The following is a 19,110-nucleotide window of genomic DNA, read 5'->3' on the forward strand; positions in this document are numbered from 1 at the left end:
TCGGGGTCAGTGGCGCAACGTCAGCAGAAGGCGGTCGTGGCCGGGCCCGAAATAGTCCTTCCGGGCGCCCTGTTGGGTGAAGCCCAGGGAGTGGTAGAGGGTGATCGCGGCGGTGTTGGCGGGCTCCACGGTGAGCCACACCTCGTGCACTCCGTCGGCGGGCAGCCTTCGAAGCGTCTCCTGCATGAGTCGTCGGGCCAGCCCCCGTCCACGCAGTCGCTCGGCGACACCCAGGCCCAGGATCCAGCTCGTGCGGCCGTCCGCGGCGAGTGCGCTCAGCGCGTAGCCGTGGAGGGAGGAGCCGTCGTCGAGCACGAGGAGACGGTCTTGGTACAGGTCGAGGAACTGGCGCAGTACGAAGTACGGGTACGCGAAGTCCGGGAACAGCTCGGTGTCCAGGCGGACGAGCGCGGGCAGGTCGTCCTCTGATGCCGGTCGTATGTGAAAGGGCCCAATTTCGGAGGGTGGCGAGAGCGGGACCAAAGGATGAGCGGACATCCGGTCAGCATCGCGTGGCGCGACACAATCCTTCAAGAGGTGAATCGAAGATCGCTTCACCGATTGCTGCAATGCGCCCCCCTTGCCTCCGCCCGTGCGCCGGATCAGGTTGAAGGAGAGCCGATGGCCTGGTCGTGTTGATACCTTGGGGCATGGATTCGAGATCACCGGGGCACGTCGACCAGCTGAACGCGGACGCACCCTGGGACTACTTCGACCCCAATGACTACATTGATCACAACTACCGCTCCATGGCCGACGAGGACGAAGAGATCATCTCCGTCGTGCGAAGCCATTTCAGTGATCATTTCCGCAGGAACCCCGCTGAACGGATTCAGGGCATCGACGTGGGCGCCGGAGCCAATCTCTACCCCGCCCTCGCGATGCTGCCCTGGTGCGAAAAGATCACGCTGCTCGACCGCTCGGCCGCGAATGTGTCCTATTTGAAAGCCCAGGTGCACCAGTACGACCCGAACTGGGACCAGTTCTGGGACGCCCTGTGCCAGAGCGGGCCGTACGCGGCGCTCGGCGGTGACCCCCGGACGAGGTTCCGCCGGGCCGTCCGGATCGAGAAGGGCAATCTCTTCGATCTGGTCCGCCGAGAGGGGAAGTGGTCCATGGGGACCATGTTTTTTGTGGCCGAGTCCATGACGACCTCTCACGTGGAGTTTTCTTACGCGCTGGAATGCTTCATGCGCGCCCTCGCGCCGGGAGCCCCCTTCGCGGCCGCGTTCATGGAGCACTCCAAGGGTTATGTGGTGGGCGAGAATTATTTTCCCGCATGTGACGTGAGTGAATCCCAGGTGCGCGACAGTCTTGTGGGTTTCGCGGGAAATGTGGAGACGTGCCGGATGGGACTGCCGAACGTTCTCCGCGAGGGATACACGGGAATGATTCTGGCCTGCGGACTGCGTGATCCTGATACCGTCGAAAGCAGGCCGTTTGGGCGACATCACCTGTGAGGGGGCATGGGGATGCGGATCGAGCCGCGTCAGCACCTGTTGGACATATGGCGGGCGATGGCCAGAAATTCGATCGACGACGGCGTCTGGTCCTGGGGGAAATGGGGCGGGCTCAGCAGCGTGGCGGATGCCGAGCGGCTGCTCTGTCTGATGTACCCGGCCACCGAGATCGCCGGATTTCGCCTCGACGACCCGGACCTCACCCAGTACGACGTGGAGAAGGCACTGGGACGGCCCGGCGGGCGGACGGAGATCCCCGGGCTCCTCCTGACGGCCGTCGGCGACTTCATGCGCAGGCACACCGGTGACGACGAGAGGCCGACCTTCGCGGGCGGCCACTACTTCGCGCCCCAGGAGGACGGCCAGGAACTCACCGGGAAACAGCGGGAGATGGAGGTCGTCGACTCCTACTCGATGTCGGTCACCCTCTGCCTCGCCACCCTCGGCTTCCTCAGGACGTACGAGTCCAGAACCGGCCGCCGCGACATGCTGCACCTGATCCAGGAACTCAAGACTGCCTGCAGCAACCGGCTCACCGCCGCCATGGTGAGCCTGCTCCGCTCGTTCACCGTCAACGTCTTCGACGCCGACTCCCCCCAGGGCCGTACGCTCTGCGAACTCCTCGGCCAGGGACGGCTGCCCCCACGGCTCGTCCTGCAGACCTTCCAGCGCCGCTTCCGGTCGCTGCGCGCGACCCTCACGGAGAGCGTCGCCCTCGGTGTCGAAGTCGCAGAAGCCCTCCGGGACGAGAGCGGGCTCTTCGAATGCGGCTGGACCTGGAGTCTGGTGAAGGATGCGCCCGAAGTGGAGACCGCCGAACCGATCGGACCGCAGCCGAACGGCGTCGCCGACCCCGTGCCGTACCTCTACTTCACCGTCGTCGCCCTGGACGGCATCCAGGACCTCTTCTCGGAGCGCACCCTCACCCTCGGCCTGCTCAACCCCGAACAGCAGAAGCTCGCCGAAGCACTCCGACTGCGCTGGGAGATCACCCAGCAGTACTGGTCGGGCATCGCCCGCTTCGACGCCGAGCGCTGGCCGCTGGAGGACATCCCCTGGCGGACCACGGGCCAGCAGCTGGAGTCCCCGTACTTCTCGCTCTCCGTCGCCGCCATCCTCGTCCACGACCTGGTACGCCGCCGTGCCACCGACGACGACCTCACCCGCACCGTCGACGTCATGGAGCGCCTCGCTGTACACGGCCGGATCACCAGCCGGATGGCCCGTGACGACGCGAGCGCCCTGCTCCTGCACCGGCCCGGTGTCGCACTGCCGCTGCAGGGCAGCGAGGCCCTGGGCCCACCCATGCAGTGGACCATCGCCGACTTCTCGGCGCAGCTGCTCAAACGGACCGTGCAGCTCTGCACGCTGTCCCGCAACCCTGACTCCCACGACCGGCTCCTGCGGCTCGCGGAACAGGTCTTCGGGCATCTGTGGCAGCGCCGCATCGAGGAGGGCGAGGGAACCGGTCTGTGGGACGACGTCCACGCCGTCTATCCGTCGCCGCCGCGCAGCGAGGAACCCCCGTCCTGGAGCGTCACCGAGCGCGTCACCGAGTGCATGGTCGCCGCCCACGACCTCTACTCCCAGCGACCCATACGCAGCACCGAACTCACCACCCTCGCACGGGCCCTGCTCAGCGAATCGACCCACCTCCTGGGCCAGGAACAACTGGAGGTGCCGGCCATCCCGGGCAGTGGGCAGGGGAGGGCGCTGAAGAGCCTGGAGATCAGGCTCCGCCGCGCACGCAGGATCGTCGACGAACGGCCCGGTTCGGCCTGCGCGTTGGCCCTGTCGGTGCTCGGTGAACTCGAAACCCTGGCCCAGGCCAGGGACGACGCTCAGGGGGCCTGAACCGTGTTCGTCTTCGCCGCCTCCGACAAGGGAGGCACGGGCCGCTCCGTCACCAGCGCGAATCTCGCCTATCAGCGGGCGCTCGCCGGGGACGACGTGTGCTACGTGGACTTCGACTTCGGCTCACCCACCGCCGTGGCCGTCTTCGACATACCGACAGCCCCGCGCGGTACCGAGGGCAGCGGCCTGCACTCCTATCTGGAGGGCACGATCGGCGAGCCGGCCCGCTTCGACATCTGGAAGCTCACCGAGCACCCCGTCCTGCGGAACAAGCCCAACGGCGCGGGCCGACTCGTCCTGCTGCCCGGCGACCCCAGCGGCGGCGAGTTCGCCACGAACCAGGGGACCCTCCGCCGTTGCGCGGACCTGATGCTCCGTCTGAACGGAGAGTTCGACCTGATCATCGTGGACCTGAGCGCCGGCCGCAGCTACGCGGTGGAGATGGCGCTGGAGGTGACCGCACAGCCCGAGATGCGCGGCGTCGAGACCCGCTGGCTGGTCTTCCACCGCTGGACCCGGCAGCACGTGATCGCCGTGCACGGGCTGGTGTTCGAGAAACACGGCATCCTGGAAGCCGGAGAGGCCAGGGGACACGACAAGCGCGTACTCCGGGACGCCATCCGCTTCGTCCGCGCGGCTGTACCCGACCCCGAATCCCCGCTGTGGTCCCATGTGTCACCCGCGCAGATCGCCTGGATGCACAAGTGCGAAGAGGAACTGCGCGTGCTGGCCTCGGAACACGGCATCGGTGACAGCCGGGTGCTGGGAAGCGTCCCCCTCGAACCCGTCCTGCAGTGGCGCGAGCAGCTCATCACCGAAGAGGACGTCCTCTCCACCCAGATCGCCAACAAGCAGACCCTGGAGGCGCTGGAGAACCTCGCCCGAAGGCTGACCGACGACATGTACTGGGGGCAGCCGTGACAGAAGCCGTATTCCGGGAGACCACCGCGGAGCCCAGCACCCGATCCGTACCGCTCTCCCATCTCTCCCTGGAACTGGGCCACTTGTACATGGAGGACTTCGAAGAGGGCCCCGACCGACTGCGCCGGCACTTCGCACAGGTACGGCCCTGGGCGGACGCGGCCCGCGCGGAGGCCGCCGTCCGGGCCGCGGGCAAGCGGCCCCGCATCAGCACCTGCTTCCTGATCGACGACTACTTCACCCGCTTCTCCTCGCCCGCCGACCTCGTCCCGCTGCTGCTCGCCGAGGCCGAGCGGGCCGGGCTGGTCATCGACTACCTGGCCAGGGAATCCGGCTGCGCCGTCGCGGACAAGGTGCCCCTCGCCGAGTCCGTCTCCCACCGCCTGGTCGAATCACCCCCGCCCGGCACCTACGGCCTGCGTCCGCCCGTCGGCGTGACCGGCTGGCTCGCCAACGGCGAACGCACCCCGTCCGCCGGCACCACGCGGGCGATGACGACGGCCACCGCCTGGCGGCCGCCCCACGAGACCGCGGCACGCCGCCACTCCGTCTTCCTTGACATCGAACTGTGGGACGACGACAAGGAGGGACACCGTACCTGGTCCTGCCCCTTCCTCGCCGCGGTCTGGCAACTGGCCCGCCTCGGCCTCCTGCGCAACGAGGGCGAGCCCGTCCTCGCATCGCGCCCCTGGAGCTCCGGCGACTTCCCACGCGACTGGGACGAACTCCCGCCGCTGCTCCAGCTCACCACCTCCGCGGCACCCTTCAGCGCCTACCGCACCTGTTCCGTGCTCCCCAACCGGTTCGTGCCCGTCGAACACGCGGTGCGCGTCATCCTCGACCAGACCGACGTGGACTCCGGAGCGCTGCGGCAGGTCACCGAACGCGCCGTCCGCGAGGGCACGCCCGTGCCGGACGCCGTCGCGGACCGTGTCGCGTACGTCTTCTGCGCGGGCCTGTGATGCGAAGCCCCATGGACACGACCCACGCGGTGCTCGCCTGCGGCGAAGTACGCACCTGCCTGCTGCCGTCCTTCCAGCCGCTGGACACCCGGGCCGCCGCCCACTTCCTGCAACTGCGCGCCGACGAACGCGTCCTCGTCTCCGAACGGCCCCAGGTGTACGCGCTCTCGCCGGACACGCTCACCGGGGTGGACTGCCGGCTGCCGGCCGCAGGCGGGGCGAAGGTGCGCGCGGTCGGCACGGTCGTCGCCCGCGCCGCGCTCACCGAAGGCCGTGTCCTCCAGGCCACCGCGTACTTCCGGGCCCCGGCCGCGGGACCGGACCGACGGCAGCCGTGGGGCCACTACCTGGTGCGTCCCGGAGTGCTGGAGCCGTTCGGCAGGCTGCCCGAACAGGCCCTGGCCCAGGGAATCCTGCGAGATCCCCAGAAGGGCGAGCTGCATCTCGGACTGATCGCCGAGGGCCTGCTCGCGCAACTGCGCAGACATCCCCTCCTCGACCGGAAGGCCCCCTTCAAGTCCCGCGCCACCCGGCTGCGCTGGGTGGCCCTGCGGGCCCGGGACGGCGAAGGCGCCTCGATCGAACGCTTCACCCTCGCCGAGGACGAACTGCGCACCGTGGAACTGCGCGTCCCGGCGGCGGCGGAGGCCTCCGCCGTCGCGGGCCTGTGCGAGGACCTCGCCCTCCACGACTGGCTCTTGACGACGGTCGTACGGATGCTGGACACCAGTCGGCTCGGAGCGGCCGGCGGGGCCGCCACCGTCCTGGCACTGCGCCCGGCCGTCGACCATCTGCTGCACCTGTGGATGCCGAGGGCCCACGTGGACCCGGCGCTGGGCCCGCTCTGGGAGGTACTCGAACGAGAACCAGGATTCAGCCGGCAGTGGCAGATCCTGGTTCAGCGCATCCGGGACCAACTGGCCCTCCAGGCCATACCGTTGCTGCGTGAGGCACTGGCATCACGCTGATCGGAACATCCCAGGATCGATCCCGCGGGGGGAGAGGCAGGAATGGACGGATCGTCAGGGGCACCGGCACCGGCACCGATACCGGCTCCGGGGGCGGCGGAGGGCTTGCGCATACCGCCGGTTCTGCTGAAGACACTGGTCACCGTGGTCGTGGCCACCATCGCGTATGTGACGACCAACCTGATCAACCAGGACCAGAACAAGCTGTGGCAACTCGCGGTTTCCATCGTCATCGGCGGTGCGACGCTCATCGTCCAGTACATGGTCGACTTCGAACGACGGCTGGCCTCGGTGGAGACCGGTCAGCAGGCGTACGCGCGGGAAGTCGCCGACCGTCTGACCGGCCACCACCGTGAGATGCGGACCCTGGTCGACCGGAGGTTCACGGACATCAGCGAGGCGACCGAACTCTTCGACACCCTCGACCACTCCACGCTCCGTCTGGACGGGGTGACGCGACTGGCCCGCAGCGCCACGCGGGTGAGTTCCCTGGGCCCCGGCCTCGTGAGCGCCTTCGCCCGCGAGGAGATCGATCGCCTCGCGTCGGTCATGGAGAACCTCACCACCATGAGTGCCGACTGCCCCGGCGAGAACCACGACTGGCTGATGGCCCTCACCAAGTGCACCACCGGGACCATGGACGCCACCAGCAGCTTCGTGGAGCGGAACTACTGGGACAGCGAGCCCGCCCTCCGCTACCTCCAGGCACAGGCGGAGGCCATCGCACAACGGGGAGTGAAGGTGCGGCGCCTGTTCATCGTGCAGAAGCCGGAGGGCGCCGACCCGGCCCTGCTCCAACTCTGCCAGGACCAGAAGAACATGGGCATCGACACGCGCGTCGTGGCCCTGTCCGAGCTCCCGCTGAACGTCCGTCGCGGCACGACGAACGACTTCGTCATCTTCGACGAGACACTCTGCTACGAAGTCGAGCCGGACCTGTTGCACGAGAACGCCAAGACCACGCTCAACGCCCGCGAGGACCATCTCAGGCAGCGGGTCAAGCGGTTCCGGGAGCTCTGGGACGTGGGCCTCAGCGATACGTGACACGTCACGTCAGTGGGTGGCCGCGGCCGGTTTCGGTGTGGCCTTGGGGCGGTCCGGGCGTACGGAGAAGGCCGTGTCGCCCGCGACGGCCACGATCGCGTCCTTCACCATCAGCAGGCTCGGGACCGTGGTCTCCGGCGAGTTCCCCGGGTTGTCCAGCTTGTCCGTGTTCCACCGCGCGGCGCCGGTCGCGCGGTCCAGCGCGAGCAGCCGGCCGTAGCGGTTGGCGAAGAAGAGGTCGTCGTACGTCGTCGACAGCACCGGCTTCGACAGATTCTCGATCTGCGTCTCACGCTGCCAGAGCCGGGTGCCGTCGGTCGCCCTGACCGCGGTGACGGTCCCGTCGGGCCGGACGAAGTACACGACACCGTCGAGGAGGGTGACCGAGCCGCGCGGCGGGCCCGCCAGGGGGATCCGGCCGAGGGCGCCGCTGGTCGGGTTCACCCTCAGCAGGCCTGAGTACGGTGTGTCCGCATCGTCGGTGGACTCGTCCTGCGCCGCGTTCCGTGGCACCGCGAACAGTGGCTGCCCGCCGACGGTGCCGAGCGGTACCACCCCGCGGGGGAGTGTGGCGAGGTCGTGCGCCGTGCCGTCGGCCGGGTCGAGGCGCACCAGGCCGGTCGAGCCCGTGTCGGTGTTCTGCGGCGTGCACAGGCCGTAGGGGACGCCGTCCAGGGCCAGTGGGGTGCAGGAGTTGCCCGCCGACGACTTCGCCGGTGTCCGCCACAGGTCCTTGCCCGTCCTGGCGTCGAAGGCGACGAACTCCGTCCCGTCGTCCCCGTCGTCCGACTTCGCCAGCGCGCCGCCGTCGAACAGGACGGCGGGCCGGACTTCGTTGATCGGGCGGTACCAGAGCCGCTTTCCGGTGCCGGCGTCGAGGGCGACCAGCCGCCAGGTCTCGCGCACGTTCAGGCCCGGCTTCTCGTAGGTGTACACGACCCCGTCCCGGACACCGATCGGCAGCGTGGTCTGCGGGGTGTGGCCGGCCCGCCACTCGACGCGGCCGGAGGCGGCGTCGAGCTTGGCGACCGTGAAGCCGGACCCCGCGCAGTACAGGGCGGAGCCGCCGGACACGCAGCCGGATTCCGAGCCGCTGATGGTGATGTCCGCGTACGCCTTGTCCGGGGTCTGGGTGAGGTTCGCGCGCCAGGGCTTCCAACCGGTGGGGAGCGCCGCGGCGGGAGAAGCGGCGGCGCGGGACGCGGCCGTCCGCCCGCCGGGCGTGCCCTCGGTCGCCTTCGGGCTCGACACCATGTAGTACACCGACGCGGACACCGCCGTGACGGCCAGGGCGGCGCCGAGGGCGACGAGGAGGCGCACCCGGCGGCCGCGGCGGCCGGAGCCGGTCGAGGCCGTCGTGTCACTGTGCCTGCGGGCGGCCTTCCGGCCTTCCACGACGGTCGGCGGTCCGGATCCGGTCGTTGTGGCCGCCAGGTCCGGCAGGTCCCTGAACAGCCGGTGCAGCTCGCCGAGGTCGGGCCGGGCGGTCGCGTCCTTGTCCAGACAGCGCTCCGCGATGCTCCTGAGGGGCTCCGGTACGCCGTCCAGGACCGGCTGCTCGTGCACCACCTGGTAGCCCGTCATGTACGGGCTGCCGCCGTCGAAGGGACGGTTGCCGGTGGCCGCGTACACCAGCAGCGAGCCCAGCGAGAACACGTCCGAGGCGGCGGTGACGTCCCGGGGCGAGGCGAACTGCTCCGGGGACATGAAGGGCGGGGTGCCGATCAGCCGTCCCGTCACGGTGAGGGCCTGGTTGTCGGCGGCGCGCGAGATCCCGAAGTCGATGACGCGCGGACCGTCCTCGGCCACCAGGACGTTGCTCGGCTTCAGGTCCCGGTGCACCACGCCCGCCTGGTGGATGTCCCGCAGCGCCTCGACGAGCCCCAGCGCCAGCGTGCGCAGCGCGGGCCCGACCACCGGGCCTTCCTCCGCCACGATCTCGGCCAGCGTCCGGCCCGGCACGTACAACGTTGCCATCCACGGCACTTCGGCGTCCGGATCGGCGTCCACCACGGGAGCGGTGAACGCTCCGCTCACCCGGCGGGCCGCCGAGATCTCCTGCCGGAAGCGGACGCGGAACTCCTCGTCCTGCGCGTACTGCGCGTGGACGACCTTGACCGCGACCTGCCGTCCCGAGGCGGAACGTCCCAGGTAGACGACGCCCATGCCACCGCTGCCGAGCCGGTCGACGAGCGTGTAGCCGCCTATCGACCCGACGGACTCCGATTCCCCGGTGCTCAGCGGCATGGCCGGTTACCTTTCCCAAAACCCCTGTGTCGCACGTCTGTTCTGGGGCAACAGACTAGTGCCTACGTCACGCGGGGCCGCGCCGCACGCCTACCTTGCGACGACGCCGAGGAACGCCGTCCAGGCGCGGGAGCCGATGAGGAGGACGGGGCCGTCCGCGACCTTGCTGTCACGGACGGGGACGACACCGGGGACTCCGTCGGTGACTTCGAGGCAGTTCCCGCCGTCGCCGTTGCTGTATGTGCTCTTACGCCAGCGAGCGGTGCTCAGGTCGTACTCGCGCATCGTCTGAAGTCCTCGGCCGCCGATTCGATCAGGACGAGGGACGCCTCCGGCGACAACGCGGCGGCCCTGAGCAGATCGTAGGCGTGCTGCGCCTGCTTCACCACCGCTGGGTTGTCCAGCAGATCTCCCGAAAGCGAGGTTTCTGTATAGGCAGTTGGTGGAGCATCCGGGAACTCCATGAGCCGCAGTGAGCCATTCATGTAGGCGTGCGCGCCCGCCTGGAAGGGCAGGACCTGGACCAACGCCGTGCGCTCGCGCGCCAGCGCGGTGATGTGGTCCAGCTGTCGCACCATCGCCGCAGGTCCGCCCACAGACGTGCGCAGGGCGGCCTCATGCAGGATCGCCCAATACTCGGGGCTTGTAGCGCCCTTCAGGACACGCGACCGCTCAAGGCGAGCGGCAACCCTTTCCTCGATGAACTCGTCGGGCGCGAACGGATGCGTCGCGAGGGTGAGCGCCCTCGCATAGCCTGCCGTCTGCATGAGTCCTGGAGCGACCGCCGGCTCGAAGTCACAGATCCTCGTCGCCGTCCTCTCAAGCTCCACCACCTCCGCGAAGTAATCCGCGTACCGCTTGTCGTCAATCAGTTTTTGCCACGTGCGCTCGAAAAAGCCGTCGGTTTGTAGGAGCTCATCGATCCGTTGGGCCACATCCAACTGTGGTTTCCGAATGGCCTGTTCGAACTGGCCGATGTAACCCCCGGAGACGAATACCCGCGCCCCCAGCTCCACCTGGGTGAAACCGGCATCCTCCCGTCGTCTTTTCAGCTCCGCCCCGAAGAACTCCCACGCCGCCTGCCGCGAACCGTTGGCCATGGCCAAACCCCTTACGCTGCGCCGAACTTGTAGAGGACAGACTCCTGCCGAGTGTAGATGCGGAGTGTCACTCTGGAGATGTGAAGAGTGAAACTCGGAAAGTCGGGGGAGCAGGGTGAAGGCACAGCACTCGGCGCTCTGCGTCGAAGAGGCGGAGGTAACGGTGAAGGAATTGCGGGCGGCGCTGAAGAGGGCCGGAATTACGTTGCCGTCGCTCCGGATCGACCCGGCGAGTTTGGCGCGTGAGGCACCTTGTCCGCGCGTCGAATTGGGTGGCTGCTCCATCGAGGTCGCGGCCCGGCTCGTGGCGGCGCTGCGGTGAGGCCGCCGATGAAGCCGCCGATCGGCTCGTACGTCGTCGATACACGCACAGAGAAGGTGGGCATGGTGATGGGACACGAGGGACCGTACGTACAGCTGAGACCGCTGGGCGGGGGCAAGGAGTGGGACGTCGCCCCGGACGCGGTCCGGCGGGCCACCGCGGCGGAGCGGCTCAGCGCGGCCACGGCGTATGCCAACGCACGCAGCCGTGGTGAGGTGCCCTAGGACAGCGTCTGCCCGTGGTGTCCCGGGTACGGCGACGCACCGCTCCCGGCGTACGCGAGAATGGCCCCATGAGTCTGTTCCGCGACGACGGCATCGTGCTGCGCACCCAGAAGCTGGGTGAGGCGGACCGGATCATCACGTTGCTCACACGCGGTCACGGACGCGTACGGGCCGTGGCGCGGGGTGTGCGGCGGACCAAGTCGAAGTTCGGGGCGCGGCTGGAGCCCTTCTCGCATGTGGACGTGCAGTTCTTCGCGCGGGGGAGCGAGCTGGTCGGACGCGGGCTGCCGCTGTGTACACAGAGTGAGACGATCGCTCCGTACGGCGGCGGAATCGTGACCGATTACGCGCGGTACACCGCCGGGACGGCCATGCTGGAGACGGCGGAGCGGTTCACGGATCATGAGGGGGAGCCCGCCGTGCAGCAGTATCTGCTGCTCGTCGGCGGGCTCCGCACCCTCGCCCGCGGCGAGCACGAGCCGCACCTCGTCCTCGACGCCTTCCTGCTGCGCTCCCTCGCCGTGAACGGCTACGCGCCCAGCTTCAGCGCCTGCGCGAAGTGCGGGATGCCGGGACCGAATCGGTTCTTCTCGGTCGCGGCGGGAGGTTCCGTCTGCGTCGACTGCCGGGTGCCCGGCAGCGTCGTACCCTCGGCGGGGGCCCTCGAACTGCTCGGCGCGCTGCTGACGGGAGACTGGGAGACCGCGGACGCGTGCGAGCCGCGGTATGTCCGGGAGGGCAGCGGGCTGGTGTCGGCCTATCTGCACTGGCATCTGGAGCGCGGGCTGCGCTCGCTCCGGTACGTGGAAAAGTAAGACTTGAGGGAGACGAGAAGCACATGGTCGTACGCGGGATCCTGGGACGCCAGCGCCGCGAGTACAGGACGCCGGAACCGCACCCCTCCGGCGCTGTCGCGCCCAAGCTCCCCGGTGAGCTGATCCCGAACCACGTGGCGATCGTCATGGACGGGAACGGCCGCTGGGCGAAGGAGCGCGGGCTGCCGCGTACCGAGGGGCACAAGGTCGGCGCCGAGCGCGTCCTCGACGTGCTGCAGGGCGCGATCGAGATGGGGGTCGGCGCCATCTCGTTGTACGCCTTCTCCACCGAGAACTGGAAGCGCTCGCCCGACGAGGTGCGCTTCCTGATGAACTTCAACCGCGACTTCATCCGCAAGACCCGAGACCAGCTCGACGAACTCGGCATCCGGGTCCGCTGGGTGGGCCGGATGCCCAAGCTGTGGAAGTCGGTGGCCAAGGAGCTCCAGGTCGCCCAGGAGCAGACCAAGGACAACGACCGCCTGACGCTGTACTTCTGCATGAACTACGGCGGTCGCGCCGAGATCACCGACGCCGCGCAGGCCTTGGCGGAGGACATCAAGGCCGGCCGGCTCGACCCGTCGAAGGTCACCGAGAAGACCTTCGCGAAGTACCTCTACTACCCGGACATGCCCGACGTGGACCTGTTCCTGCGGCCGAGCGGCGAGCAGCGCACCTCCAACTACCTGCTCTGGCAGAGCGCCTACGCCGAGATGGTCTTCCAGAACGTGCTGTGGCCGGACTTCGACCGGCGTGACCTGTGGCGGGCGTGCGTCGAGTTCGCCCAGCGCGACCGCCGGTTCGGCGGCGCCGTCCCGAACGAGCAACTGCTCGCGATGGAGCAGGGCATGCGGGGCCGCGAGGAATAGGGCCCGATGCGTGAGGGGGGCGCTCCGTCAGGAGGCGCCCCTTTCAGGGGCGCGAGGAACTGCGCGCCCGGCCCCCACCGGCCCGCAGCAGAAAACGAGCCCCTGTCACCCCTTGGCGGATGCGCACTCCGCACAGGTGCCGAAGATCTCCACCGTGTGCGCGACGTTCACGTAGCCGTGCTCCACCGCGATCGCCTCCGCCCACTTCTCGACGGCCGGGCCCTCGACCTCGACCGCCTTGCCGCAGACGCGGCAGACGAGGTGGTGGTGGTGCTCGCCGGTGGAGCAGCGGCGGTAGACGGACTCGCCGTCGGAGGTACGCAGTACGTCGACCTCGCCGGCGTCGGCGAGGGACTGCAGCGTGCGGTACACGGTGGTGAGTCCGACGGAGTCACCCTTGTGCTTGAGCATGTCGTGGAGCTCCTGCGCACTGCGGAACTCGTCCACCTCGTCGAGCGCCGCCGCCACGGCGGCACGCTGCCGGGTGGAACGGCCCCGAACGGGCGATCCAGCGGTTGTCACCGTTGCCTCCTCACGTCTGCCCTTGCCCGGCCATTGTGCCAGCCCGGACTGTGCGTGGTCAGACGCCGACCTTGCGTTCCGGGCCACGGGTGGCCGGAATCGCGCACTCCGCGGGATCTCCGGCCCCCTGCGCGGCGGCCAGGGCCCGGGCACGGCGCCGGGCCAGCGGGGTCGCCAGCACGGTGAGCACGATGAACGCGCCGATGGTCAGCAACACGATCGTCGCACCGGGCGGCACGTCCTGGTAGTACGACGTCACGGTGCCGCCGATGGTCACGCTCACCCCGATGGCCACCGCGATCGCGAAGGTGGCGGCGAAGCTGCGGCTGAGCTGCTGGGCCGCGGCCACCGGGACCACCATCAGCGCGCTGACCAGAAGCAGGCCGACCACCCGCATCGCGACCGTCACCGTGACGGCGGCGGTGACGGCGGTGAGCAGGTTCAGGGCGCGCACCGGCAGGCCCGTCACCCGCGCGAACTCCTCGTCCTGGCTGACCGCGAACAGCTGCCGGCGCAGGCCGAGAGTGACCAGGACGACGAAGGCGGCGAGCCAGCAGATCGCCGTCACGTCGGACTCGCTCACCGTGGAGAGCGAGCCGAAGAGGTACGAGGTCAGGTTGGCGTTCGAGCCCGTCGGCGCGAGGTTGATGAACATCACGCCGCCCGCCATACCGCCGTAGAAGAGCATGGCGAGCGCGATGTCGCCGCGCGTCTTGCCGTACCAGCGGATCAGCTCCATGACCACGGCGCCGAGGACCGAGACGGCCGTCGCCATCCACACCGGGTTGGTGGAGAGCAGGAAGCCGAGGCCGACACCGGTCATCGCCACATGGCCGATGCCGTCACCCATCAGGGCCTGGCGGCGCTGGACGAGATAGATGCCGACGGCGGGCGCGGTGATGCCCACCAGGACGGCGGCGAGCAGCGCCCGCTGCATGAAGTCGTAGTTCAGGATGTCCATCAGCTCAGCAGTCCCGTCCGGATCGGTTCGGCGTCGTGAGCCGCGTGCGGGTGTACGTGGTCGTGGCCGGGCAGGGCGTGCTGGCCGACCGCCCGCGGGGGCGGGCCGTCGTGCAGGACGCAGCCGTCGCGCAGGACGACCGCGCGGTCGATCAGTGGCTCCAGGGGGCCCAGCTCGTGCAGGACGAGCAGGACGGTGGTGCCCGCCGCGACCTGCTCGCGCAGGGTCCGGGCCAGCACCTCCTGGCTCACCAGGTCGACGCCCGCCATCGGCTCGTCCATGATCAGCAGCTCGGGTTCGGAGGCGAGGGCGCGGGCGATCAGGACGCGCTGGTGCTGGCCGCCCGACAGGGCGTTCACCGAGTCCTTGGCGCGGTCAGCCATGCCGACGAGCTCCAGGGCGTGCCGTACGGCCTCGTGGTCGGCCTTGCGCAGCACGCCGAAGCGGGCACGGGAGAGCCGGCCGGAGGCGACGATCTCGGTCACCGTGGCGGGCACGCCGCCCGCGGCGGTCGTGCGCTGCGGCACGTACCCCACCCGCTTCCAGTCGCGGAAGCGGCGCCGCGGGGTGCCGAAGATCTCTATCTCGCCGCCGCTGACCGGGACCTGGCCGATGACGCTGCGGATGGCCGTCGACTTGCCGGAGCCGTTGGCGCCGAGCAGCGCGACGACCTCACCCCGGTGCACGGTGAGGTCGATGCCGCGCAGGACGGGGCGCGAACCCAGCTCGGCGGTCACGCCGCGCAGGGATATGACGGGCTCGCTCACGCTGTCCTCCTGGAATTCGGACGGTGTCACTTGGCGCCCAACGCCGTTCGCAGCGCCTTCAGGTTCGACTCCATGACCTGGAAGTAGTCGCTGCCCCTGGACTTGTCGGTGATGCCCTCGATCGGGTCGAGGACGTCCGTCTTCAGGTTCGCGTCGCCCGCGATGGTCTTGGCGGTCTTGTCGCTGACGAGCGTCTCGTAGAAGACCGTCGAGACGCCGTCGGCCTTCGCCATCTTCTCAAGGTCCTTCACGCGGTTCGCGCTGGGCTCCGACTCCGGGTCCAGGCCGTTGATGGCCTCCTCGGTGAGGCCGTAGCGCTCGGCGAGGTAGCCGAAGGCGGCGTGCGTGGTGATGAAGACCTTGGTCCTGGTGTTCGCCAGCCCGGTCTTGTACCGGGTGTCGAGATCGGCGAACTTCTTCCGCAGCGCCGCCATGTTCTTGTCGTAGTCCGCGGCGTGCTTCGGGTCGGCCTTCTTGAGGGCCTTGGCGACCCCTTCGGCGACCTCGCCGTACTTCACCGGGTCGAGCCAGATGTGCGGGTCGGCGGCGCCGGACTCCTCGCCCTTGGAGCTGTCGTGCGAGGCCGCGTGCCCGCCGACCTCGTTGCCGTGCTTCTCCAGCGTGGTCAGCGACGCGGCGTCGATCTTGGTCTTGACCTCGGACTGCGCCACGGCGTCGTCGACGGCCGGCTGCAGGTTCTTGAGGTAGACGACGGCGTCCGCCGACTGGAGCCGCGCGGTCTGCCGGGCGCTGATCTCCAGGTCGTGCGGCTCCTGACCGGGCTGGGTCAGGCTCGTGACGTGCACGTGCGTCCCGCCGATCTGCTCGGCGAGGTACTGCATGGGGTAGAACGACGCCACGATGTCGAGCTTCCCGTCGCTCCTGCCGTCGGCCGCCGTGGAAGCCGAGCAGCCGGTGAGGGCGCCGAGGCCGACGGCGGTGGCTGCCAGGGCCGCGGACCCGGCGGTGCTTATTCGAGAAGCGGCGAGGCGCCGACGTACGTTCATGACAGTCATTTTCAACAAACCTGGAAACGATTGTCAACAAGCCCTGGGTATGCCCTCGGTAAACGAGGTGGCGAATGAGCCGGTAAGGGGCACGATGAGGCGAGGTGTCCCCGAACCGATTTGATACGAGGGTGGGCGGCGCCGGTAACCTGAATCATTCGCTGCCGTCCGTTCGTAATGAAGAGAGCACCGTGGCCGCCGACAAGATCGACACCATCGTCAGCCTGAGCAAGCGCCGTGGCTTCGTTTTCCCCAGTAGTGAGATCTACGGCGGACAGCGTGCCGCCTGGGACTACGGCCCGCTCGGCGTCGAGCTCAAGGAGAACATCAAGCGCCAGTGGTGGCGCTACATGGTCACCTCCCGCGAGGACGTCGTCGGTATCGACTCGTCGGTGATCCTGGCGACCGAGGTCTGGGTCGCGTCGGGGCATGTCGCCACCTTCACCGACCCGCTCACCGAGTGCACCTCCTGCCACAAGCGCTACCGCGCCGACCACCTGGAGGAGGCCTACGAGGCGAAGCACGGCCGCCTCCCGGAGAACGGCCTCGCCGACCTCAACTGCCCCAACTGCGGCAACAAGGGCACGTTCACCGAGCCCAAGCAGTTCTCGGGCCTGCTCACCACCCACCTCGGCCCCACGCAGGACAGCGGCTCCGTCGCCTACCTGCGTCCCGAGACGGCCCAGGGCATCTTCACCAACTTCGCCCAGGTGCAGACCACCTCGCGCAAGAAGCCGCCGTTCGGCATCGCGCAGATGGGCAAGTCCTTCCGCAACGAGATCACGCCCGGCAACTTCATCTTCCGCACCCGCGAGTTCGAGCAGATGGAGATGGAGTTCTTCGTCAAGCCGGGCGAGGACGAGAAGTGGCAGGAGTACTGGATGCAGGAGCGCTGGAACTGGTACACCGGCCTCGGTCTGCGCGAAGAGAACATGCGCTGGTTCGAGCACCCCAAGGAGAAGCTCTCCCACTACTCCAAGCGCACGGCCGACATCGAGTACCGCTTCAGCTTCGGCGGCAACGAGTGGGGTGAGCTGGAGGGCGTCGCCAACCGCACCGACTACGACCTCGGCGCGCACTCCAAGGCCTCCGGCCAGGACCTCTCCTACTTCGACCAGGAGGCCGGCGAGCGCTGGACTCCGTACGTCATCGAGCCCGCCGCCGGTGTCGGCCGCGCGATGCTGGCGTTCCTGCTGGACGCCTACGTCGAGGACGAGGCCCCCAACGCCAAGGGCAAGATGGAGAAGCGCACGGTGCTGCGCCTCGACCCGCGCCTCTCGCCGGTCAAGGTCGCCGTCCTCCCGCTCTCGCGCAACCCCGAGCTGTCCCCGAAGGCCAAGGGTCTCGCCACCGCCCTGCGCCAGCACTGGAACATCGACTTCGACGACGCGGGCGCCATCGGCCGCCGCTACCGTCGCCAGGACGAGATCGGCACCCCGTTCTGCGTCACGGTCGACTTCGACACCCTCGACGACAACGCCGTCACGGTGCGCGAGCGCGACTCGATGAAGCAGGAGCGCGTCTCCCTCGACCAGATCGAGGGCTACCTGGCCGCACGTCTGATCGGCTGCTGACCGGGCCTGTCCGTGAAGAGCCCCCGGTTCCCGCGATGCGGGAACCGGGGGCTTTTCGGCTCACCGGACACTTCCTGGCGGCGGATCCTCGACGCGGCGCGGTGAAGGCCGCCGCGCAGGGAGTCGGCGCCTCGTACGCGCCCGAGAACGACACCCGTGCGGCTGCCGCGCCGACCGGGCTCATCACCGCCGACCGGGCGGACGGTGACCTCCACCCGGACGTCACCGTCGCCGACTTCCACCTCCTGCCGGCCGCCGCTGGACTTCTCCGCGAGCCGTCCTGGTTCTCAGCGGCTCTGCAACGCCTTGACGTTGTCGCCGAAGGTCCAGTTCTTCGAGCCGTCCCAGTTGATCGACCAGGTCATCAGGCCCTTGAGGCCGGTGCCGTAGTGCCGCCACGCCTGGGAGACCAGGCTCGGTGACATATAGCCGCCGCCCGCGCCCGACTGGGCGGGCAGACCCGGGACCTGCTTGTCGTAGGGCACCTTGATGGTGGTGCCCTGCACGACCAGCCCCTTGTTCAGGCAGTCGGTCTGCGCGGTGAAGCCCTGGACGGTGCCCGCCGAGTAGGAGTCGCCGGAGCATCCGTACATGCTGCCGTTGTAGTACTGCATGTTCAGCCACCACAGGCGCCCGTTGTCCGCGTACTTCTTGACGATCGGCAGATACGCGCCCCAGATCGAGCCGTACGTGATGCTGCCGCCCGTGACGTACGCGGTCTCCGGCGCCATGGTCAGCCCGAAGTTGGCCGGCATCTGCGACAGCACGCCGTCGATGATCCGGATCAGGTTGGCCTGGGACGTGGACAGCTGACCGATGCTGCCACTGCCGACCAGGCCCGTCTCGATGTCGATGTCGATACCGTCGAAGTTGTACTTCTTCAGGATCGGCACGATCGTCGCGACGAACCTGTCGGCGACGGCGGAGGAACTGAGGTCGATGCCCGCCGCCGCCCCGCCGATCGACAGCAGGATCGTCTGCCCGGACGCCTTGGCCGCGCACATCTCCGCCGGCGTCGCGACCTTCACACCGGTGTCCATCCCGTCCTCCCACAGCGCCGTGCCGTCGGAGCGGATGACCGGGAACGCCGCGTTGATCACGTTGTAGCCGTGCGCGGCGATACGGGAGTCGGTGATCGGCGTCCATCCGAACGGCGGGTGCACTCCGTTGGCAGAGCCGTCCCAGTTCTCCCAGTAGCCCTGGAGGACCTTCCCGGACGGGCGGGACTTCACGGCGCAGGTGTCGGCGGCGGATGCGGTGGGGGCGGTGGCGACCGACAGTGGGGCGAGGACGGCTGCGGTGAGTGCGAGGGCGAACAGGCGCAGCTTGCGACGGATCATGCGAGGCCTCCCGGTGGGGGGTGCGGTGAGGTGTCGTAGGCATGACAGTGCCTGCGGTCCAGACCTGTCGTCAATAGGTCTGGACCAAGGTGGTCGGGGTGGCGGGCAGCGGAAGGCAGGTGACAGATAACAGATGACAGATAACAGATGACA

At 68.9% G+C, this 19,110-nt stretch carries 20 protein-coding genes; 11 read left to right on the forward strand and 9 right to left on the reverse strand.

What is annotated here, in order from left to right; all coding sequences use genetic code 11:
- Positions 1–6: 6 nt before the first annotated feature.
- Entirely contained in the window at positions 7–498 is a 492-nt protein-coding gene (locus ACZ69M_RS01950; protein WP_470045980.1) for a GNAT family N-acetyltransferase, read from the reverse strand.
- Positions 499–650: 152 nt separating this feature from the next.
- Here ACZ69M_RS01950 and ACZ69M_RS01955 point away from each other — a divergent pair, with 152 nt between their 5' ends.
- The 6 genes from ACZ69M_RS01955 to ACZ69M_RS01980 all read left to right on the forward strand — a co-directional run bounded on the left by ACZ69M_RS01955 (position 651) and on the right by ACZ69M_RS01980 (position 7,209).
- Complete coding sequence (locus tag ACZ69M_RS01955; RefSeq protein ID WP_470045981.1) at positions 651–1,460, forward strand: SCO2525 family SAM-dependent methyltransferase; 810 nt, start codon at positions 651–653, stop codon at positions 1,458–1,460.
- Positions 1,461–1,472: 12 nt separating this feature from the next.
- Positions 1,473–3,314, forward strand: a complete 1,842-nt coding sequence (locus tag ACZ69M_RS01960) for an SCO2524 family protein (protein ID WP_470045982.1) — start codon at positions 1,473–1,475, stop codon at positions 3,312–3,314.
- Between the two features lie 3 nt (positions 3,315–3,317).
- Positions 3,318–4,235: an SCO2523 family variant P-loop protein gene (locus ACZ69M_RS01965; protein ID WP_054235472.1), complete on the forward strand. Its 918-nt coding sequence runs from the start codon at positions 3,318–3,320 to the stop codon at positions 4,233–4,235.
- Positions 4,232–5,197, forward strand: coding sequence for an SCO2522 family protein (locus tag ACZ69M_RS01970; protein ID WP_470045983.1), 966 nt, complete (start codon positions 4,232–4,234; stop codon positions 5,195–5,197). The genes ACZ69M_RS01965 and ACZ69M_RS01970 overlap by 4 nt, the downstream gene beginning before the upstream one ends.
- Positions 5,197–6,165: an SCO2521 family protein gene (locus tag ACZ69M_RS01975; protein WP_470045984.1), complete on the forward strand. Its 969-nt coding sequence runs from the start codon at positions 5,197–5,199 to the stop codon at positions 6,163–6,165. Before ACZ69M_RS01970 ends, ACZ69M_RS01975 begins: the two co-directional genes overlap by 1 nt.
- Positions 6,166–6,270: 105 nt before the next feature.
- A complete protein-coding gene (locus tag ACZ69M_RS01980) occupies positions 6,271–7,209 on the forward strand; it encodes a DUF6879 family protein (protein WP_470045985.1) in 939 nt (312 codons plus the stop codon).
- Positions 7,210–7,218: 9 nt separating this feature from the next.
- Here ACZ69M_RS01980 and ACZ69M_RS01985 read toward each other — a convergent pair whose 3' ends face one another.
- The 3 genes from ACZ69M_RS01985 to ACZ69M_RS01995 all read right to left on the reverse strand — a co-directional run bounded on the left by ACZ69M_RS01985 (position 7,219) and on the right by ACZ69M_RS01995 (position 10,556).
- On the reverse strand, positions 7,219–9,456 hold the full coding sequence (locus tag ACZ69M_RS01985) for a protein kinase domain-containing protein (RefSeq protein ID WP_470045986.1): 2,238 nt from the start codon (positions 9,454–9,456) through the stop codon (positions 7,219–7,221).
- A 90-nt stretch (positions 9,457–9,546) separates the two neighbouring features.
- Positions 9,547–9,741 (reverse strand): DUF397 domain-containing protein, encoded by a 195-nt coding sequence (locus tag ACZ69M_RS01990; protein WP_470045987.1) that lies wholly within the window; start codon positions 9,739–9,741, stop codon positions 9,547–9,549.
- On the reverse strand, positions 9,723–10,556 hold the full coding sequence (locus ACZ69M_RS01995; protein WP_470045988.1) for a helix-turn-helix domain-containing protein: 834 nt from the start codon (positions 10,554–10,556) through the stop codon (positions 9,723–9,725). The genes ACZ69M_RS01990 and ACZ69M_RS01995 overlap by 19 nt, the downstream gene beginning before the upstream one ends.
- 115 nt (positions 10,557–10,671) lie before the next feature.
- Between ACZ69M_RS01995 and ACZ69M_RS02000 the strand changes: the two genes are divergently transcribed.
- From ACZ69M_RS02000 to ACZ69M_RS02015, 4 genes are all read left to right on the forward strand, one after another.
- Positions 10,672–10,878 carry a hypothetical protein gene (locus ACZ69M_RS02000; protein WP_470045989.1) on the forward strand — a complete coding sequence of 69 codons (207 nt, stop codon included), beginning with the start codon at positions 10,672–10,674 and terminating at the stop codon, positions 10,876–10,878.
- Between the two features lie 8 nt (positions 10,879–10,886).
- Complete coding sequence (locus ACZ69M_RS02005; RefSeq protein ID WP_101405265.1) at positions 10,887–11,102, forward strand: hypothetical protein; 216 nt, start codon at positions 10,887–10,889, stop codon at positions 11,100–11,102.
- A gap of 68 nt (positions 11,103–11,170) precedes the next feature.
- Positions 11,171–11,917, forward strand: a complete 747-nt coding sequence (gene recO, locus ACZ69M_RS02010) for a DNA repair protein RecO (protein WP_470045990.1) — start codon at positions 11,171–11,173, stop codon at positions 11,915–11,917.
- Between the two features lie 23 nt (positions 11,918–11,940).
- A complete protein-coding gene (locus ACZ69M_RS02015; protein WP_470045991.1) occupies positions 11,941–12,786 on the forward strand; it encodes an isoprenyl transferase in 846 nt (281 codons plus the stop codon).
- Between the two features lie 105 nt (positions 12,787–12,891).
- Here ACZ69M_RS02015 and ACZ69M_RS02020 read toward each other — a convergent pair whose 3' ends face one another.
- Genes ACZ69M_RS02020 through ACZ69M_RS02035 form a run of 4 tightly spaced genes read right to left on the reverse strand, consistent with a single transcriptional unit; the run spans position 12,892 to position 16,043 of the window.
- Entirely contained in the window at positions 12,892–13,308 is a 417-nt protein-coding gene (locus ACZ69M_RS02020; RefSeq protein WP_352046129.1) for a Fur family transcriptional regulator, read from the reverse strand.
- Between the two features lie 58 nt (positions 13,309–13,366).
- Positions 13,367–14,269 carry a metal ABC transporter permease gene (locus ACZ69M_RS02025; RefSeq protein ID WP_470045992.1) on the reverse strand — a complete coding sequence of 301 codons (903 nt, stop codon included), beginning with the start codon at positions 14,267–14,269 and terminating at the stop codon, positions 13,367–13,369.
- The gene (locus tag ACZ69M_RS02030) at positions 14,269–15,036 is read right to left on the reverse strand and encodes a metal ABC transporter ATP-binding protein (protein WP_470045993.1); all 768 of its coding nucleotides are present in this window, start codon (positions 15,034–15,036) and stop codon (positions 14,269–14,271) included. Before ACZ69M_RS02030 ends, ACZ69M_RS02025 begins: the two co-directional genes overlap by 1 nt.
- A 26-nt stretch (positions 15,037–15,062) precedes the next feature.
- The gene (locus ACZ69M_RS02035) at positions 15,063–16,043 is read right to left on the reverse strand and encodes a metal ABC transporter solute-binding protein, Zn/Mn family (protein ID WP_470045994.1); all 981 of its coding nucleotides are present in this window, start codon (positions 16,041–16,043) and stop codon (positions 15,063–15,065) included.
- A 191-nt stretch (positions 16,044–16,234) separates the two neighbouring features.
- Here ACZ69M_RS02035 and ACZ69M_RS02040 point away from each other — a divergent pair, with 191 nt between their 5' ends.
- Complete coding sequence (locus tag ACZ69M_RS02040) at positions 16,235–17,617, forward strand: glycine--tRNA ligase (RefSeq protein ID WP_470045995.1); 1,383 nt, start codon at positions 16,235–16,237, stop codon at positions 17,615–17,617.
- Between the two features lie 287 nt (positions 17,618–17,904).
- On the opposite strand, the gene ACZ69M_RS02045 is transcribed toward ACZ69M_RS02040, so the two are convergent.
- On the reverse strand, positions 17,905–18,957 hold the full coding sequence (locus ACZ69M_RS02045; protein ID WP_470045996.1) for a chitinase: 1,053 nt from the start codon (positions 18,955–18,957) through the stop codon (positions 17,905–17,907).
- Between the last annotated feature and the right edge of the window lie 153 nt (positions 18,958–19,110).

It is taken from the genome of Streptomyces sp. NPDC107454, from assembly GCF_055582885.1.

What these genes read in the sequence shown, in the direction of transcription:
- ACZ69M_RS02035 (WP_470045994.1), bottom strand. Translation starts at nt 16,043, where the DNA reads ATGAACGTACGTCGGCGCCTCGCCGCTTCTCGAATAAGCACCGCCGGG.
- ACZ69M_RS01995 (WP_470045988.1), bottom strand. Translation starts at nt 10,556, where the DNA reads ATGGCCAACGGTTCGCGGCAGGCGGCGTGGGAGTTCTTCGGGGCGGAG.
- ACZ69M_RS01975 (WP_470045984.1), top strand. Translation starts at nt 5,197, where the DNA reads ATGCGAAGCCCCATGGACACGACCCACGCGGTGCTCGCCTGCGGCGAA.
- ACZ69M_RS01990 (WP_470045987.1), bottom strand. Translation starts at nt 9,741, where the DNA reads ATGCGCGAGTACGACCTGAGCACCGCTCGCTGGCGTAAGAGCACATAC.
- ACZ69M_RS02005 (WP_101405265.1), top strand. Translation starts at nt 10,887, where the DNA reads ATGAAGCCGCCGATCGGCTCGTACGTCGTCGATACACGCACAGAGAAG.
- ACZ69M_RS01950 (WP_470045980.1), bottom strand. Translation starts at nt 498, where the DNA reads ATGTCCGCTCATCCTTTGGTCCCGCTCTCGCCACCCTCCGAAATTGGG.
- recO (WP_470045990.1), top strand. Translation starts at nt 11,171, where the DNA reads ATGAGTCTGTTCCGCGACGACGGCATCGTGCTGCGCACCCAGAAGCTG.
- ACZ69M_RS02045 (WP_470045996.1), bottom strand. Translation starts at nt 18,957, where the DNA reads ATGATCCGTCGCAAGCTGCGCCTGTTCGCCCTCGCACTCACCGCAGCC.
- ACZ69M_RS01955 (WP_470045981.1), top strand. Translation starts at nt 651, where the DNA reads ATGGATTCGAGATCACCGGGGCACGTCGACCAGCTGAACGCGGACGCA.
- ACZ69M_RS02025 (WP_470045992.1), bottom strand. Translation starts at nt 14,269, where the DNA reads ATGGACATCCTGAACTACGACTTCATGCAGCGGGCGCTGCTCGCCGCC.
- ACZ69M_RS01960 (WP_470045982.1), top strand. Translation starts at nt 1,473, where the DNA reads ATGCGGATCGAGCCGCGTCAGCACCTGTTGGACATATGGCGGGCGATG.
- ACZ69M_RS02015 (WP_470045991.1), top strand. Translation starts at nt 11,941, where the DNA reads ATGGTCGTACGCGGGATCCTGGGACGCCAGCGCCGCGAGTACAGGACG.
- ACZ69M_RS01985 (WP_470045986.1), bottom strand. Translation starts at nt 9,456, where the DNA reads ATGCCGCTGAGCACCGGGGAATCGGAGTCCGTCGGGTCGATAGGCGGC.